Annotated in this window: 14 protein-coding genes and 1 pseudogene; 11 read left to right on the top strand and 4 right to left on the bottom strand. The window is 71.5% G+C overall.

All coding sequences use genetic code 11. The features are described 5' to 3' along the window. Positions 1 to 181: 181 nt before the first annotated feature. The 5 genes and pseudogenes from RBS60_RS17800 to RBS60_RS17780 all read left to right on the top strand — a co-directional run bounded on the left by RBS60_RS17800 (position 182) and on the right by RBS60_RS17780 (position 6,297). Entirely contained in the window at positions 182 to 1,558 is a 1,377-nt protein-coding gene (locus RBS60_RS17800; protein ID WP_307958877.1) for a Gfo/Idh/MocA family oxidoreductase, read from the top strand. Beyond that, positions 1,555 to 2,496, top strand: coding sequence for an NAD(P)-dependent oxidoreductase (locus RBS60_RS17795; RefSeq protein ID WP_307958876.1), 942 nt, complete (start codon positions 1,555 to 1,557; stop codon positions 2,494 to 2,496). Before RBS60_RS17800 ends, RBS60_RS17795 begins: the two co-directional genes overlap by 4 nt. An 86-nt stretch (positions 2,497 to 2,582) precedes the next feature. Continuing rightward, positions 2,583 to 3,512 (top strand): annotated as a pseudogene (locus RBS60_RS17790) (5-dehydro-4-deoxyglucarate dehydratase); the annotation flags it as partial. Between the two features lie 149 nt (positions 3,513 to 3,661). Next, positions 3,662 to 4,801 (top strand): mandelate racemase/muconate lactonizing enzyme family protein, encoded by a 1,140-nt coding sequence (locus RBS60_RS17785; RefSeq protein ID WP_307958875.1) that lies wholly within the window; start codon positions 3,662 to 3,664, stop codon positions 4,799 to 4,801. After that, complete coding sequence (locus RBS60_RS17780) at positions 4,798 to 6,297, top strand: aldehyde dehydrogenase (NADP(+)) (RefSeq protein ID WP_307958874.1); 1,500 nt, start codon at positions 4,798 to 4,800, stop codon at positions 6,295 to 6,297. The genes RBS60_RS17785 and RBS60_RS17780 overlap by 4 nt, the downstream gene beginning before the upstream one ends. Positions 6,298 to 6,436: 139 nt before the next feature. On the opposite strand, the gene RBS60_RS17775 is transcribed toward RBS60_RS17780, so the two are convergent. From RBS60_RS17775 to RBS60_RS17765, 3 genes are all read right to left on the bottom strand, one after another. Further along, a complete protein-coding gene (locus tag RBS60_RS17775; RefSeq protein ID WP_307958873.1) occupies positions 6,437 to 7,630 on the bottom strand; it encodes a peptidase M24 in 1,194 nt (397 codons plus the stop codon). A 98-nt stretch (positions 7,631 to 7,728) separates the two neighbouring features. After that, on the bottom strand, positions 7,729 to 8,901 hold the full coding sequence (locus tag RBS60_RS17770) for an acetylesterase (protein WP_307958872.1): 1,173 nt from the start codon (positions 8,899 to 8,901) through the stop codon (positions 7,729 to 7,731). Between the two features lies 1 nt (position 8,902). Beyond that, the gene (locus RBS60_RS17765) at positions 8,903 to 9,985 is read right to left on the bottom strand and encodes a LacI family DNA-binding transcriptional regulator (protein WP_307958871.1); all 1,083 of its coding nucleotides are present in this window, start codon (positions 9,983 to 9,985) and stop codon (positions 8,903 to 8,905) included. A 111-nt stretch (positions 9,986 to 10,096) separates the two neighbouring features. On the opposite strand from RBS60_RS17765, the gene RBS60_RS17760 reads away from it, so the two are divergent. The 4 genes from RBS60_RS17760 to RBS60_RS17745 all read left to right on the top strand — a co-directional run bounded on the left by RBS60_RS17760 (position 10,097) and on the right by RBS60_RS17745 (position 13,086). Then, entirely contained in the window at positions 10,097 to 11,242 is a 1,146-nt protein-coding gene (locus RBS60_RS17760; RefSeq protein WP_307958870.1) for an acetylxylan esterase, read from the top strand. Positions 11,243 to 11,523: 281 nt separating this feature from the next. Beyond that, positions 11,524 to 12,657 (top strand): 3-deoxy-7-phosphoheptulonate synthase, encoded by a 1,134-nt coding sequence (locus RBS60_RS17755; protein ID WP_307958869.1) that lies wholly within the window; start codon positions 11,524 to 11,526, stop codon positions 12,655 to 12,657. A 10-nt stretch (positions 12,658 to 12,667) separates the two neighbouring features. Next, positions 12,668 to 12,871, top strand: coding sequence for a helix-turn-helix domain-containing protein (locus RBS60_RS17750; RefSeq protein ID WP_307958868.1), 204 nt, complete (start codon positions 12,668 to 12,670; stop codon positions 12,869 to 12,871). Positions 12,872 to 12,987: 116 nt separating this feature from the next. Further along, on the top strand, positions 12,988 to 13,086 hold the full coding sequence (locus RBS60_RS17745; RefSeq protein ID WP_003792170.1) for a 30S ribosomal protein bS22: 99 nt from the start codon (positions 12,988 to 12,990) through the stop codon (positions 13,084 to 13,086). Positions 13,087 to 13,250: 164 nt separating this feature from the next. Here RBS60_RS17745 and RBS60_RS17740 read toward each other — a convergent pair whose 3' ends face one another. Further along, the gene (locus RBS60_RS17740) at positions 13,251 to 14,060 is read right to left on the bottom strand and encodes an HAD-IB family hydrolase (protein ID WP_307958867.1); all 810 of its coding nucleotides are present in this window, start codon (positions 14,058 to 14,060) and stop codon (positions 13,251 to 13,253) included. A 55-nt stretch (positions 14,061 to 14,115) separates the two neighbouring features. Here RBS60_RS17740 and RBS60_RS17735 point away from each other — a divergent pair, with 55 nt between their 5' ends. Further along, positions 14,116 to 14,370 (top strand): glutaredoxin family protein, encoded by a 255-nt coding sequence (locus RBS60_RS17735; RefSeq protein WP_307958866.1) that lies wholly within the window; start codon positions 14,116 to 14,118, stop codon positions 14,368 to 14,370. An 87-nt stretch (positions 14,371 to 14,457) separates the two neighbouring features. Continuing rightward, positions 14,458 to 15,249, top strand: a complete 792-nt coding sequence (locus tag RBS60_RS17730) for a redox-sensing transcriptional repressor Rex (protein WP_307958865.1) — start codon at positions 14,458 to 14,460, stop codon at positions 15,247 to 15,249. Positions 15,250 to 15,399 lie beyond the last annotated feature (150 nt).

The following is a 15,399-nucleotide window of genomic DNA, read 5'->3' as shown; positions in this document are numbered from 1 at the left end:
TGCGGGCCAACGAAGAAGAGGATCGGCAGCCCCGCACGGGGTTGCCGATCCCCTTCTCGCTGGGCAAGCGTTTTCCCATATCCCTTGGCAGAAGCCCTCCGCCGGAGTACCGTGGTGAGAAACCGGTTACTGGGCGTCGAAGGAGGCGCCGGCCGAAGCCTTTGCAAGGAGACCTCGCCACATGCAAGCCCCCAAGAAGTACGCCCTCGCCGGCACCGGCTCGCGCGCGCAGATGTACATCGATGCCCTGTCAGGCAGCCACAGGGATGCTGGCCGCGTGGTCGCGTTCGTCGACACGAACGAGCACCGCATGGCCCACTACGACTCCCATGCGGCGCTCGCCTCGGGCACCGCGCCGCTCCACTACACTCCGGACCGGCTCGGCGAGATGTTCGACGTCGAGCGGCCTGACGCTCTGGTCGTCACGTCCCCGGACTTCACCCACGCGCACTACGTGACCGAGGCACTGGCCCGCGGCGTCGACGTCGTGTGCGAGAAGCCGCTCACCACGAGCGTCGAGGGCCTCCGGAGCATCGTGGACGCGGCCGACGCCGCGGCGCGGACCTCCGGCGCGAAGCTCGTCGTCACGTTCAACTACCGCTACTCGCCGCGCAATGCCGCGATCAGGGAGATCATCGCCTCGGGCCAGATCGGCAAGGTCACGTCGGTCCACTTCGAGTGGTGCCTCGACACGGTCCACGGCGCCGACTACTTCCGCCGCTGGCACCGCAACAAGGCCAACTCGGGCGGACTGCTCGTCCACAAGTCGACGCACCATTTCGACCTCGTGAACTGGTGGCTCGGGGATGTCCCCGAGACCGTCTACGCCCAGGGCGGCCTGCGCTTCTACGGCGCGGTCAACGCCGCAGAACGCGGCGGGGGCCCACGCCCGCAGCTGAGCCGCGACAACCCGGACCGCGCCGACCCGTTCAACCTCGACCTCGCGGCGGATCCGAAGCTCCGTGCGCTCTACCTCGAAGGCGAGTCCGACGACGGCTACCTCCGCGACCGCGACGTGTTCACAGAGGGCATCGACATCGAGGACAACCTGAGCCTCGTGGTCGGCTACCGCGGTGGCGCGTCGATGGCGTACACGCTGGTGGCACACTCCCCGTGGGAGGGCTATCGCGTGGCCATCAACGGCACCGAAGGGCGCCTCGAGATCGAGGTCGTGGAGCGCGGCTCTGTGGCCCCGGACCGGCACACGCTCGACCCATCCGCAGCCGTGGACCCGCACCTCGCCGGCGCGGCCGCACGGCCCGAAGGAACCCTCGTGCGCGTCCAGCGACTCTGGGAGCCGGCGCGGATCGTCGAGATCCACGAGGGAGAGGGCGGCCACGGCGGCGGCGACGCCATCCTGCTCGACGACGTCTTCCGCGGCCCGGGCGTCGATCCGCTCCACCGCCAGGCTGGCTGGGGCGACGGCGTGCGCAGCGTCCTCGTCGGGATCGCGGGGAACGAGTCCCTCCGCACCGGCCAGGCCGTCCGCCTCGCGGACTTCGGCCTCCCGCTCGTCGAGGGCGAGGCGCACACCGCCGAGAAGGCAGGTGCGCGATGACCTGGCGCAGCGCTTCGCGCGTCGTGGTGACGGGTGGCTCGGGCCGGCTCGGCGTGAGCGTCGTCAACCACCTCGCCTCCCGCGGCCACGAGGTCATCTCGCTCGACCGCGCGCCGTCGGACCTCGTGCACGACGGCGTGCGGCAGCTCACCGTCGACCTCGCCGACGCGTCCGCCACCCGTGGGGAGTTCGAGCGGCTGCGGCCGGACGGCGTCGTGCACCTCGCGGCGATCGCCGTCCCGTTCAGCGCGCCCGAGGATGTGATCCTGAGGACCAACGCCCAGCTGTGCCTCTCGGTGCTGTCCGCGGCGGCCGACGCCGGGGCCGGCCGCGCGCTTGTTGCGTCGAGTCCCACGGTGCTCGGCTATGGGACGCCGCAGGGCTGGGCCCCGCAGTACCTCCCGATCGACGAGGAGCACCCCATCGCGCCGTGGAACGCCTACGCGCTCTCGAAGGCCACCATGGAGGCCACGGTCCGCATGTTCGTCGCGGCGCGGGGCGACTCCTTCCGGGTCGGCGCGTTCCGGCCGTGCTTCGTCATCAGCCCGCAGGAATGGAACGGCACCCCGACGCAGCAAGGCCACACCGTGGCCGAGCGGCTCGCCCGGCCCGAGCTCGCCGCCGTGTCCCTCTTCAACTACGTCGACGCCCGCGACGCCGCGGGCTTCGCCGAGCGCTGGCTCGAGGCCGCGGACGAGGTGCGCAACGGGGACGTGTTCTTCGTCAGCGCCGACGACGCCATGGCCCGCGACTCGCTCGCCGAGCTCGTGCCCCGGTACTTCCCGGGCACCGAGCGCATCGCGAAGCACCTCACCGGAACGCAGGCGGCCTTCAGCTCGGCCAAGGCCCGGCGCCTGCTCGGCTGGCGGCCCCAGCGGTCGTGGCGCACCGAGCTCGCCGGCGAGCCCCTCGCGGCCACCGCCGCGCACCTCTCCTGACCTGGGCCGCAGGGCTTTCCACCCATCCCATCAGGCCCCCATCCCGCCCACCCCGCCCGGCCCCTCCACCGACCCAAGGAGCACCCATGCACTTCGACGGCATCCTCTTCTTCCCCATCACGGCCTTCGGCTCGTCCGGCGCCGTGGATCCCGGGCTCACGCGCGACCACATCGCGTCGCGCCTCTCCCACGGACCCGGCGGCGTGTTCGCCGCGTGCGGCACCGGCGAATACCACGCCCTCACCGCGAAGGAGGCGGGCGCCGTCGTGCGTGCCGCCGTCCAGGCGGTGGGCGAGCACACCGCGGACGGCGGTCCCGAGGCTGGGCATCGCGTCCCCGTGATCGGAGGGACGGGTGGACCGCTCGGCCATGCGATCGAGGCGGCGAAGGCCGCCGAGGATGCAGGCGCGGACGGTCTTCTCGTCCTGCCGCCGTACCTCGTCAACGCACCCGTCGCGGGGCTTGAGCGGTACGTCGAAGCCATCGCGGCGTCGACCTCGCTCGAGCTCGTCGTCTACCACCGCGGCAACGCGAGGTTCACGCCCGAGGCGGCGGCCCGGCTCGCCGGGAACCCCCAGGTCGTGGGGTTCAAGGACGGAGTGGGGGACATCGGCGTGACGCAGGAGGTGGTCCTTGCGGTTGAGGCCACCGGTCGGACCGACTTCCAGTTCTTCAACGGCCTGCTCACCGCCGAGCTCACCCAGGGCGCGTACCGGGGGATCGGCATGCCGCTGTACTCCTCGGCGGCGTTCGCGATGGCGCCGGAGGTCGCGAACGCGTACTACCGCGCGTACGCTGCCGGCGACGAGGAACGGCGGCACGAGATCCTCACGCGTTTCTACCGGCCGCTCGTCGCGCTGCGGGACACGGTCCCCGGCTATGGGGTCTCGCTCGTCAAGGCCGGCGTCCGGCTCGGCGGCCTGCCCGTCGGCGGCGTGCGGGCACCGCTCCTCGACCCGTCCGCCGAGCATCTCGCCGAGCTCGAGCGCATTCTCGCCATCGGTGCTGAGCTGGCGGCCGGCGAGCCCGTCGCCTTCGCCGACCTCGCGCACGACGGCGCGCGGCGCACGGGTGGCGACCCCGCCAGTGCTGAGTTGGCCGGTGCTGAGTTGGCCGGTGGTGACCTCGCCGGTGCTGAGCTGGCGGCCGACGCGTTCGCGGCCTCATGAGCGCCGCGCGTGAGCCGGTGCTCGCCTCGCTCCGGACCAGGCTGCTCGTTCCGAGGCTCCCGCGGCCCTGGGGACCGGACGTCCCCGAGGTGCATGTGATCGTCGTGGAGGTCGAGGACTCCCACGGGAACCGCGGAACCGGCTTCTCCTGGACCCCGACGATTGGCGCGGGGGCGGTGCAGAGCCTCCTCGACGCGGACATCTCGCGGGCAGCCCTCGGGGGCCCCACGCACCCCGAGGCCGTGTGGGAGGTGCTCTGGCGCCACCTCCACGAGGCCGGCGGGGGAGGCCTGACCACCATCGCGCTCGCGGGCCTCGACCTGGCTCTCTGGGATCTGACGGCCCGGCGCCTCGGCGAGCCGATCGCGGGGCTGTTGGGGCGGCGTCGTGCGTCGATGCCCGCGTACGGGAGCGGCGTCAACCTGCACTACAGCCTCGAGGAGCTCCTCGAGCAGGTGCAGCGATGGATCGTGGCCGGGTACGGCGCCGTCAAGATCAAGGTCGGGAAGCCGGAGATCGAGGAGGACGTCGAGCGGGTCGCCGCCGTGCGGAAGGCCCTCGGCCCGGGCCGGCGCCTCATGGTGGACGCGAACCAGCGCTGGGACCTGCCCACCGCCCGGCGTGCCGTCGCCGCGCTCGAGCCGTACGGGCTGCACTGGCTCGAGGAACCGCTGCGTGCCGAGGATCTGGACGGGCACGTGCAGCTCCGCCGATCCGTGTCGGTGCCCATCGCGGTGGGGGAGAACCTCCACACGCTCCAGCGCTTCCGCGAGTATGTCGCGGCCGGCGCGTGCGACGTCATCCAGCCCAACATCATCCGCGTCGGCGGCATCACGCCGTTCCTGCGTATCGCGGCCCTCGCCCAGTCGGGCTCCGTGGAACTTGCGCCCCACCTGCTCACCGACCTCTCGGCACAGCTCGCCGCGACCCTGCCCGGCGCGGTGCACATTGAGGAGGTCGAGGACACCTCGTTCGAGACACTCGGCCTGCTCGCTGCGCCGTCGCCCGTCGTTCGGAAGGGCGCAACCATCCACCTCGAGCCGGCTCCTGGCCTCGGCCTCGAGTTCGTCGAGCGGCTCGCAGCTGACGAACCGCACTTGCCCCATGCCGCCCACACCTCAGGAGTTCCCGCATGACCGCCGCCGCCCTGCTCATCCCCGAGACGACCGCCGACACTACGCCAGAGGAGCTCGATGCCGTCGTGGCCGCCGCGGTCAGGGCCGCCGGGCCGTCCGCAGCGGCGTCGGACGACGCACGGGCCGCGTGGCTCGAGGCCGTCGCCGACGCGCTCGATGCGGCCCGCGACGAGCTCGTCGCGATCGCGGAGCGGGAGTCGCACCTGCCCACCCTGCGGCTCACCGGGGAAGTGGCACGGACCACCGGCCAGCTGCGGCTCTTCGCCGCCGTCGTCCGGGACGGCGCATACCTCGAGGCCGTCATCGACCGCGCGCGTCCCGGTGCGACGCCGCCGCAGCCCGACCAGCGCCGCATCCTGCGTCCGCTCGGGCCCGTCGCCGTGTTCTCCGCGAGCAACTTCCCGTTCGCGTTCTCCGTGGCCGGCGGCGACACGGCGAGCGCCCTCGCAGTGGGGTGCCCCGTCGTCGTCAAGGGGCACTCGGGTCACCCCGAGCTGTCGGTGCGGACGGCGCAGGTCGTCGCCGATGCGCTCGCCTCGGCCGGTGCGCCCGAAGGCGTGTTCGGGCTCGTGCTCGGCCGGCCAGCCGGGAACGCACTTGTCCAGGCTCCGGGCATTAGGGCCGTCGGGTTCACCGGTTCGCTGTCCGGAGGACGCGCCCTGTTCGACCTCGCGTGCGCGCGGCCCGATCCGATCCCCTTCTACGGCGAGCTCGGCTCGATCAACCCCGTGGTCGTGACGCCGGCGGCGGCCAAGGCCCGGACGGCAGAGATCGCTGCCGGGCTCGCGGCGTCTTTCACACTCGGCGTCGGGCAGTTCTGCACCAAGCCCGGGCTCGTCCTGGTGCCCGCGGAGGCAGGGTTCGGGACAGCGCTGGCCATCGAGGCCTCGTCCCATCGCGGTGGCGTGATGCTCACCCCGCGCATCGCGGAGGCGTTCCCGGCCGGGCTGAGGCGGCTCGTGGTTGACGGCAAGGCAGACCTCCTGATCGGGAATCCCGGTCAGGACGCCTCCGACGGCGTGGCACGTCCTGCGGTCCTCATGGCCGACGCCGCCCGCGTCCTCGCGCGGCCAGAGGTGTTGCTCGAGGAGTGCTTCGGGCCCGTGACGCTGCTCGTGCGGTACGCGTCGGACGCTGAGCGGGACGCGGTGCTCGACGCCGTCGGCGGCTCGCTGACCGCCACCGTCCACGCCGAACCGGACGAGGACGTCACCGAGCTTGCCGCCCGGCTGGCCGAGCGCGCCGGTCGCGTTCTGTTCGGCGGTTGGCCCACGGGGGTCGCGGTGACGTGGTCGCAGCACCACGGCGGCCCGTGGCCGGCGACGACGTCCGCGCTCCACACATCGGTCGGGGCCACTGCGGTGCGCCGGTTCCAGCGGCCGGTCGTGTTCCAGGACGCGCCCGCGTCCGTCCTGCCGGAGGCCCTGCGCGACGACAACCCGCGAAGCATCGTCCGCCGCGTCGACGGCAAGCTCACGACGGCGCCCCTCACCTAGCAACGCGAGGTCACCTCCCCCCCCCCCCGATGAGGGGTCATGTCTCTGCGATGCGGGGTCATCTCACCAGCGACGCTAGTTCCTCGCTTTGCCAAATCCCTTGGGAGGTGACTCCGCATCCGTGGGAGGTGACTCCGGGTCAGAGCTCGAGAACGTCGGGGCGGTCCAGCACCTGCGGCGCCCACGCGCCGTCGTGCGAGGCAGGGACCACAGAGGCGACGGTCGGCCACTCCGGGTCAACGGAGAGGACCTCGAAGCCCCCCTGGGTGCTGAGAATCGTGTCTTCGACCTTGCAGCCCGCTGCCGTGGGATTCCACGCGAAGGCAACGTCCGTACCGAGGCCCAGATCGAGCCCCGGCAGGGCGCGCGGATCCCGCCCTGCGTATCCGGCGACGCCGCCCTGATGGTGGCGAGTCCACTCGTCGGAGGCGAATCCGTTGGCGAGGTAGGCCGCGGTGCCGGCGTCGAAGGCCCGCTGGAGGGACCCACCGGGCCGGGATCCTGAGAGGTAAACGGCCTCGACCCCGAGGATCCTGGCATCTGCGGTCCGCTCGTCGGCGGTCCGTGGACCGAAGCGCACCCAGCGCGTGATGTTGAGGATGAGACCGTGCCGCCGCGCGCACACCACGGCCATGGCGCGCCGGCCGAGCGGGGCTCGCGTCGGGAGGGGATGCCGGTGGGCTGCGCGCGAGTCCCCGCCCACGAGGACCACGAGTGGCTCGGCCCCGAGGTCCACAACCCCTGCAGTCAGCCGTGCGGCCAGATCCGCCTCGGCTTCGTCGGGTCGGGCCGCGGCGAGCTCACGCGTGAGGAGCCGTGCGACGTCGCGACCCAGGATCCGGTACCGCGCGGCCTCCTCCGCGTGGAGCGACTGCCGCGCGTTCCGGAGCCCGGCGGCGAGTGCCTCCTCCCGTAGCCCGCCCGCAGCGAGGGCCTGCGCCTCGGCGGTGGCGACGACGTCGCGGTGCCACGGGTGTGCGACGACGACGGGCTGCGCCCACGAGGGCAGCTCCTCGGCCACGAGCCGGTGCTCCTCGTTCGACGTCACGTGCACCGCTTCACCGTCGCGGTCCACGACTGCGGCGACGATCGGGCCGCCCGCGAGGCTCACGTGGGTCCGTGCCCCCTGCAGGTACCACGCGAGCGCAGCCTGTGAGGTGAGGGCGACGGCGTTCGCGCTGGCCGCATCCAGCAGGGCCAGGACGCGGCGGCGTTTTTCGGCATGCTCGCCGCCGCTTGTGTCAGCGGACCGGGCGGCGACGGAGGCGTCCATGTGGGAGGCGTCCGTGTGGGGGACCCGCGCGTAGGGGGCATGGGTATTGGGGAACGGCATGAAGAATCCCTCGGATCGTGGAGAAACCGATTTCTCTCCACCCTAGATGGGCGGGAGAGGCCCGTCAACGGATCCGAGTAACCGGTTTCAGGAACGGCTCAGGGCCCTAGTCTGGTTACGAGCCACCCGAACGCTTCGTTCTGCATCGCGGCCGTGAACACATGGCCGGAGGGATAGAACGCACCCGTGTAGTTGCTGGCGTCCCTGAAGTGCTCGAACCGCCGTCGGATCTGCTCGTGTGCGCGCTCCATGCCGGACCGGGGAAACAGGTGGTCCGCGAGCCCGTACTGCACCAGCAGGGGGTTCGAGGTCCACGAGGCAACGACCGACGGCCAGTCACCCACCGTGCCGAGACCGGGGCTCAGCCACGTCCACGAATGTGCATCCGCGTGCCCGGCCATGAGCTCGGGGAGTGTGCTCATCATCGCCACGATCGCGGTGGCGCGAAGCTGCGGCGCAAGCACGCGCAGCACTCCGGCCCTCGCGCCGCCGCCGGACATTCCCGCCGCGGCGAGCCGTGCGCCATCGACCCAGGGAAGCGAGCCGAGCACGTCGAGCGCGAGGAGGTCCTCGGCGGCGAGCAGCCCGGCCCACGAGGTCCCCAGGACTCCCGCGGCCTTTGCGGCTTCGCCCTCGAAGCCCGCGTGCAAGGCCTCGGGGTCCACGGCAGGGCTCGACGCCGCCGGGTCACCGGACGCCTCGGCAGCCTCCTCGCGCGCGAGCGACCCCTGCGCGAGCGCCGCCCGCACGGTCCGCGCCGAAGCCTCCGCCGCGGGCAGCCGCCGCGATCCGAAGCCGAACGCGTCGTGCACGAGCACCGCCACGCCCCGCCGCGCCAGCTCCTCCGCCCAGGCCCGGCCGTCCGAGCATGCCTCCCTGTGCGCGGATGCGGCGAGCGCCACCGGCCCCGCCAGCCCCGCGCCATCGGAGAGCTTCTCGCGACCGAGCATCTTGACTCCGCCGTGTTCGAACAGCGCGAGGACGCCAGGCAGCGGCTCTCCAGCGCCATCGGGTCGGAGGAGCCAGGCCCGGGCCCGCGGCCCGTAGCCGCAGGTCCAGCTCAGGTCAGCGCCCTCGAGGCCGTCGCGCCGGAAGGTGTCCTCGACGCGCACGTCGGGATCCGCCCGCAATCCCGGCACCCCCAGGGCCGCCGTCAGTGCCTCGCGGAGCTCCTCGGGAGGCTCCGCGGCGCGCTCGGCGAAGAGGGGCTTGCTGCGCACGACGACGCCGGCAACCTCGCGCTGCCAGCCCGCCCAGGCGTCGTTCGCCACGTCAGGCCTCGGTTCGCGTCCCGCGCGGCATCCAGTCGGCTGGAGCCTCGCGCGGCGTCCGGCCAGCCGGAGCCTCGGCGCCAGGCGCCGGGCCGGTGCTCGCGCGAGGCTCGAGGTGGGGTTTGACGTCGACGTCCTCATCCGGTTCGCGCCCATCGAGGAGGGCCCGGAGCCGCTGCCACGCCTGCTCGCCGAGCTCGTTCTGCGGGACGGAGGCCGTCGTGAGCGCCGGGACCGTGTAACGGGCGAACTGGATATCGTCGAAGCCGGTGACGGACAGCTGCTCGGGAACCGCAACGCCGGCCTCATGCAGCGCGCCCAGGAGTCCCATGGCCACGAGGTCGTTGAAGCACACGGCGGCCGTTGCGCGGGAGTCCATGACGGCGTCGCGCGCGGCGTAGCCGTCCTCGAACATCGCCCCGCACGGGATCACGACGATCTCGGCACCCTCGGCCGTGGGCAGTGGATGCTGGAGTCCCTCGCGCCGGGCCCGGTCGCCCGCGCTCGCGCTCGGTCCGGCCACGTACGCGATGCGCCGGTGCCCGAGCTGGCTCAGATGCGCGATGATGCTGCGGATTCCAGATGCGTAGTCGACCGCGAGTACAGGCACCCCCGGCACCCCCGACGATCGGTTGACCAGAACCACCGGAGCGAGCTCCGGCAGGAGCGCGTCCAGCCGGGCGGCGTCCATGCGGGGCGCGACGAGCACGAGCCCGTCGCAGCGCCGCCGGGCCTCGCGCGCGAGGATGACCTCCTCTTCGGGGTTCTCGACCGAGTCGGCCACGAGAACCCGGTAGTCGTCCTTGGCGGCTGCCCGCGAGAGCCCGCGCAGGGTCTCCTGGAACATGGGGTTCGCTAGGTCCGGGACCACGATCGCGACGGTCTGCGTGCGCCCGATTGCGAGGCTGCGGGCCACCGTGTTGGGGGTGTAGTTGAGCTTCTCGGCGGCGGCCCGGACTCGTGTGCCGATCGCGGGGTCCACCGTGGCGAGGCCGTTCATGACCCGGGAGACAGTGGCGCGGGAGACGCCCGCCTCCGCGGCGACGTGGGCGATGGTGACGCGCCCCGAGGGGCGCGTGCTCATGCGGGCCATGGATCCTCCGATGGTGGGTTGGGCACAGCATAGCAACCGGTTACGCAGCAGACGGGAAAGCGATATCCTGCCGGTCGGGACACCACCGCAGAAAGGCCGTTCATGCCCGTCGTCGACCTTCCGTCCGATCAGCTCCGCGCCTACGCCGGCGGCGCGGCCATCCCCGCCGACTTCTCCGAGTTCTGGGACGCGACCATCGCCGAGGCGCGGGCCCACCCCCTCGACGTGCGGTTCGAGGGCGTCGAGACGCTCCTGCCCCTCATCGACACCTTCGACGTCACCTTCGCCGGCTTCGGAGGGCAGCCCATCAAGGCGTGGCTGCACCTCCCCGCTGGTTGGGACGCGCAGACCCTTACGCACGACGCCGCGGGGCGGCTCCCGCGGGACGCGCCGCCCTCCACGCACGACGCCGCGGGGCGGCTCCCGCGGGACGCGCCGCCCTCCACGCACGACGCCGCGGGGCGGCTCCCTGCGGTCGTCACCTATCTCGGGTATTCAGGCGGGCGAGGGCTGCCGCACCAGAACACCCTCTGGGCGCAGGCCGGCTACGCGATGCTCATCATGGATTCGCGGGGTCAGGGCTACGGGGGCCAGCTCGGCCACACACCTGATCCCCATCCGAGCTCCGGAGGTAACCAGTATCCGGGCGTCATGACTCGCGGGCTCCTGTCCCGCGAGGACTACTACTACCGGCGCATCTACGCCGATGCCCTCCGGGCCATCGAGGCCGTCCAGGCGCACCCGGCCGTCGACGCCGCCCGGGTGGTGGTGCAAGGCGTCTCGCAGGGCGGTGGCCTCGCGCTCGCTGCGGCGGGCCTTGCGGCGGGCAGGCTCGACGGCGTGGTCGGCTGCCTGCCGGACGTCCCGTTCCTGTGCGACTACCCCCGCGCCCTCGAGGTCGCCTCGACTGGGCCGTACCCCGAACTCGAGCGGTACCTCGTGCGCCACCGCGATCACGTCGAGGCGGCCCTCATGACGCTGCCGTACTTCGACGCCGTGAACCACGCCCGCTTCGCGCGGGTTCCGGCGTACTTCTCGGTGGCACTGCGCGACACGACGTGCCCGCCATCGACCGTCTACGCGGCGTTCAACCGCTACGGCGAGGAAGCGGCCCGCGCTGGGCACGCGGCGTCGTCCGGGGAGTCCGTTGAGAAGTCGATCGAGGAGTACCAGTTCAACAACCACGAGGGCGGGGGAGAGCATCACGTCGCGCGGCAGCTCGTGTGGCTGCGGAAGCGCCTGGTCTGACCGGGCGGCGCCTCGCCGAGATCGAGGCCGCAATCCATCCCCTCTGCGACCGCAGGCGTCCAGCATGCGGACGGCTGTTTGCGGGCTAAGACTCCCGCGCCTAGAGTGCGAGCATGTTCAAGCGTTGGTATGCGTATTTTGCGTTGGCTCTGGAGGGCCAAGCGTAGATCCTCGCGTACCGACTCCAGAGCCAACAGGGCAGGGACCACACGGTCCTTGCCCTTTGCCATTTCAATGGCAGGCTCTGGATCCCTGGGGGCCTGTCAGGACAAGGACTGACCATGACCCCGCCCCGCACCCAGAGCACCACCATCGACTCCTCGACCGGAAACCTCCGCGTCGCCGAGTTCACCCCCCTTCCCGCGCCGGCCGACCTCCTCTCGGAGCTGCCCCTCAGCGAGGCCGCTGCCAGCACCGTGGCCCGCGGACGTGACGAGGTGCGCGCCATCATGGACGGCCTCGACGATCGCCTCCTCGTGATCGCTGGCCCCTGTTCCATCCACGACCCCGAGGCGGGCCTCGAGTACGCGACCCGGCTCGCCGCCGTCGCCCGCGAACACCGCGAGGACATGCTCGTGGTGATGCGCACGTACTTCGAGAAGCCGCGCACGACTGTCGGGTGGAAGGGCCTCATCAATGACCCGAATCTCGACGGCAGCCACGACATCGCTGCCGGCCTCCGTGCCTCCCGTCGCTTCCTCCTGGACGTGCTCGAGCTTGGTCTGCCCACCGCGACCGAGTTCCTCGAGCCGATCAGCCCGCAGTACACGGCCGATGCGATCGTGTGGGGCGCCATCGGTGCGCGCACCACCGAGAGCCAGATCCACCGCCAGCTCGTCTCGGGCCTGTCCATGCCGGTCGGGTTCAAGAACGGCACTGACGGCGGGCTGCAGGTCGCGATCGACGCATGCGGCGCCGCGGCCGCCGCGCAGGCCTTCCTCGGCATTGACGATGGCGGTCGCGCCGCCCTCGTGGCGACCTCCGGCAACCCGGACACCCACCTCATCCTCCGCGGCGGCTCGGACGGACCCAACTACGGCGCGGAGCACGTCGCGGCGGCGTCGGCCAAGATGGCCGGCAAGGGGCTCAACCCGCGCCTCATCGTGGACGCGAGCCACGCCAACAGTGGCAAGGACCATCACCGCCAGGCTGAGGTCGCCCTCGAGATCGGAAGCCACCTCGCTACGGGGGGCGCCAGCGCCGACGCGGTCGCGGGTGTCATGCTCGAGAGCTTCCTCGTGGGCGGGGCGCAGGCACTCGACGTCGCGCAGTTCGCCGCCGGTCGCACGCAGCTCGTCTACGGGCAGAGCGTGACCGACAAATGTATGGAGTGGGACGTCACCGCGCAGGTCCTGACTGGCCTCGCGGGTGCGGCCAGACAGCGCCGCGTTCACAAGAGCCACTCCAGCAACTAGAGTATTTTGTATGGCTGATTTCTCCACTTCCCGGTTCCTCACCGTTGCTGAGGTTGCGGAGATGATGCGCGTGTCCAAGATGACGGTCTACCGTCTTGTCCACTCTGGAGAGATGCCGGCCGTGCGCTTCGGCCGCTCGTACCGGGTGCCTGAGGCCGCAGTGGAGGAGTACCTGCGCAATGCGGTGGTCGACGGCCGGAGTGAGACCGCCTGACGTGTACGGTATCCTGTTGAGGAACGTTTAACGTCCCGTCACCAGCAGTTGGTTGAAAGCCGCCCCGAGCGCGCCGGCCAGCGGCCGGGACACCAACTATCGGTTAGGAACTGCACGTGGGTTCAGTCATCAAGAAGCGGCGCAAGCGCATGGCCAAGAAGAAGCACCGCAAGCTGCTTCGCAAGACTCGTCACCAGCGCCGCAACAAGAAGTAGGCGCCTGCCCGACACGGGCGAGGTGATGCGAGGCCCGTCCCTGTTGGGGGCGGGCCTCGTGGCGTTCGTGGAGCGTGGCAGGGTTCGTGGACGTTTCGTGGACTCCGCGCGGGGCAGAGTTGGGGGTCCAGCACCCGATCTCGACGCCCGAGGAGCCGGCGGGGCTACTTGCGGATGCGCGTATATCCCCGCCACAGCCCGTACAGCACGCCGCCCACGGTGGCGGCCTTGAGCCCGAGCGTTGCGGCCCGGCGTCCCGCGCGGAAGTCGTAGATCGGCCAGTTGTTCGCGTTCGCGTGGGCCCGGAGCCGCACATCCGGGTTGATCGCCACCGGGTGCCCAACGAGGGTCAGGAGCGGGATGTCGTTGTGCGAGTCGGAGTACGCCCAGCACTGCCGCAGGTCCAGACCCTCGCGCTCGGCGAGCTCCGCCACGGCGTCCGCCTTCGCCTGGCCATGCAGGATCTCCCCGACGAGACGTCCCGTGTAGGTGCCGTCCACGATCTCGCCCACGGTGCCGAGGGCACCCGTGAGGCCGAGCCTCTCGGAAATGACGGAGGCGATCTCGATCGGCGTCGCCGTCACGAGCCACACACGCCTGCCGATGCGGAGGTGCTGCTCGGCAAGCGCCTTGGTACCGGGCCAGATGCGGGACTCGATGAATTCGTCGTAGACCTCGTGGCCCACGGTGGCGACGTCAACCGTGAGGATGCCCGCAGCCAGGGACAGCGCGGACGCTTGGATCGAATGCACGTCCTCGAGGTTCTCGCCTCGCAGCATGAACGCGAGGTGCTTCCACGCGAAGCCTGCCGCATCGCGGAGGGTGAACGCCTTGCGCTCGTACATCTTGCGCGCCACATGGAAGAGGCTCGCACCCTTCATGAGCGTGTTGTCGACGTCGAAGAAGGCCGCCTCGCGTGAGCGTTCCACCGGCGCGGGGCGCACCGGGGCCTGCGCCTTCTTCTCTCCGGGCATGGTCAGAGTCTAGCCATTCGCGGCGCAGGGACCGGGCCGCGCTACCGTGGGAGGCATGCGTATCCCCGAGATCATTCTCGTGACCAAGAGCGAGTGTCACCTGTGCGAAGCCGCGAGGGAGGTCGTCTCCCGGGTGGCGTCGGAGGCAGGCGTGGGATGGCAGGAGCGCCGTATCGATGACGACGACGCGCTGCGCGACCGCTTCGCCGAGGAGGTGCCCGTGGTCCTCGTGGATGGGGTCCAACGCGACTTCTGGACCATCAACGAGGCCCGTCTGCGCCGCACCGTCGAGGCGGCCCGGCAGGGCTGAGGCCCATTTGGCCCGGCCTGCGGACGGAACTTAGAGTGAGTGCGGCGGCCCTTCAGGGCCCCGGAGCAGCAGGACTGAGGAGTGTCAGTGGTACGTCGGGCGAGTCACGAGGGGGAGCCGTCCGTCTCGCTGTCCGAGGGCAAGGGGCTCCCACCGGCCGTCGTCGCCCGACTCACCGTCTACCTCCGCGCGCTCAATTCGTTCCTGGCCGACGACGTGGACCGCGTCTCCTCTGATGCCCTCGCCGAGGCCTCGGGTGTGAGCTCGTCGACCCTGCGCAAAGACCTCTCGCAGCTCGGTTCCTATGGCACACGTGGGGTCGGCTACGAGGTCGAGAACCTTCTGACGCACCTCTCGGTCGCGATGGGGCTCACGCGTGATTGGCGCGTCGCGATCGTCGGCGCGGGCAACCTGGGCCGCGCACTGGCCCGGTACGGCGGGTTCGAGACGCGCGGCTTCGACGTCGTGGCGCTCCTCGACACCGACCCGCAGATCATCGGCAACGAGATCGGCTGGCTGCGTGTCTCGGATGCGGCCAACCTCGAGGCCGTCTTCGAGCGCACCAGGACCAATATGGCGGTCCTCGCGCTCCCCGCGTCCGCGGCCCAGTTCGTCTGCGACCGCGTGGTCGCCGCAGGGGTCCGCAGCATCCTGAGCTTCGCGCCCACGATCCTGCAGGTGCCTCCGGGCGTGACCCTGCGCAAGGTGGACATGGCCACGGAGCTCCAGATCCTCGCGTATCACGCCCAGCGCGGTGAGTCGGGCGGCGAGACCGGGCAACCGTCCGCCGGCGCGCCCGAGGCCGTGGACGTGGCGCCCGCGGACATACAGCCACCCGCTGACACGCGGCCCGCGGACATGCCGCCGCCTGCTGACTGACGGGTCGCCCGCGTTAGTGGCGCCTGTGGACACTGCGCCGGCGGACATGCCGCCGCCTGCTGACTGACGGGTCGCCCGCGTTCGTGGCGCCTGCGGACACTGCGCCCACGGCGCACGACGCCGCCCCTCACCGGGGCGAGCGGCGCACCT

The organism is Sinomonas sp. ASV486, assembly GCF_030908215.1.
Lineage (GTDB): Bacteria > Actinomycetota > Actinomycetes > Actinomycetales > Micrococcaceae > Sinomonas > Sinomonas puerhi.
The sequence above is the reverse complement of the archived record's forward strand: the minus strand, read 5'-3'. Positions and strand labels throughout refer to the sequence as shown.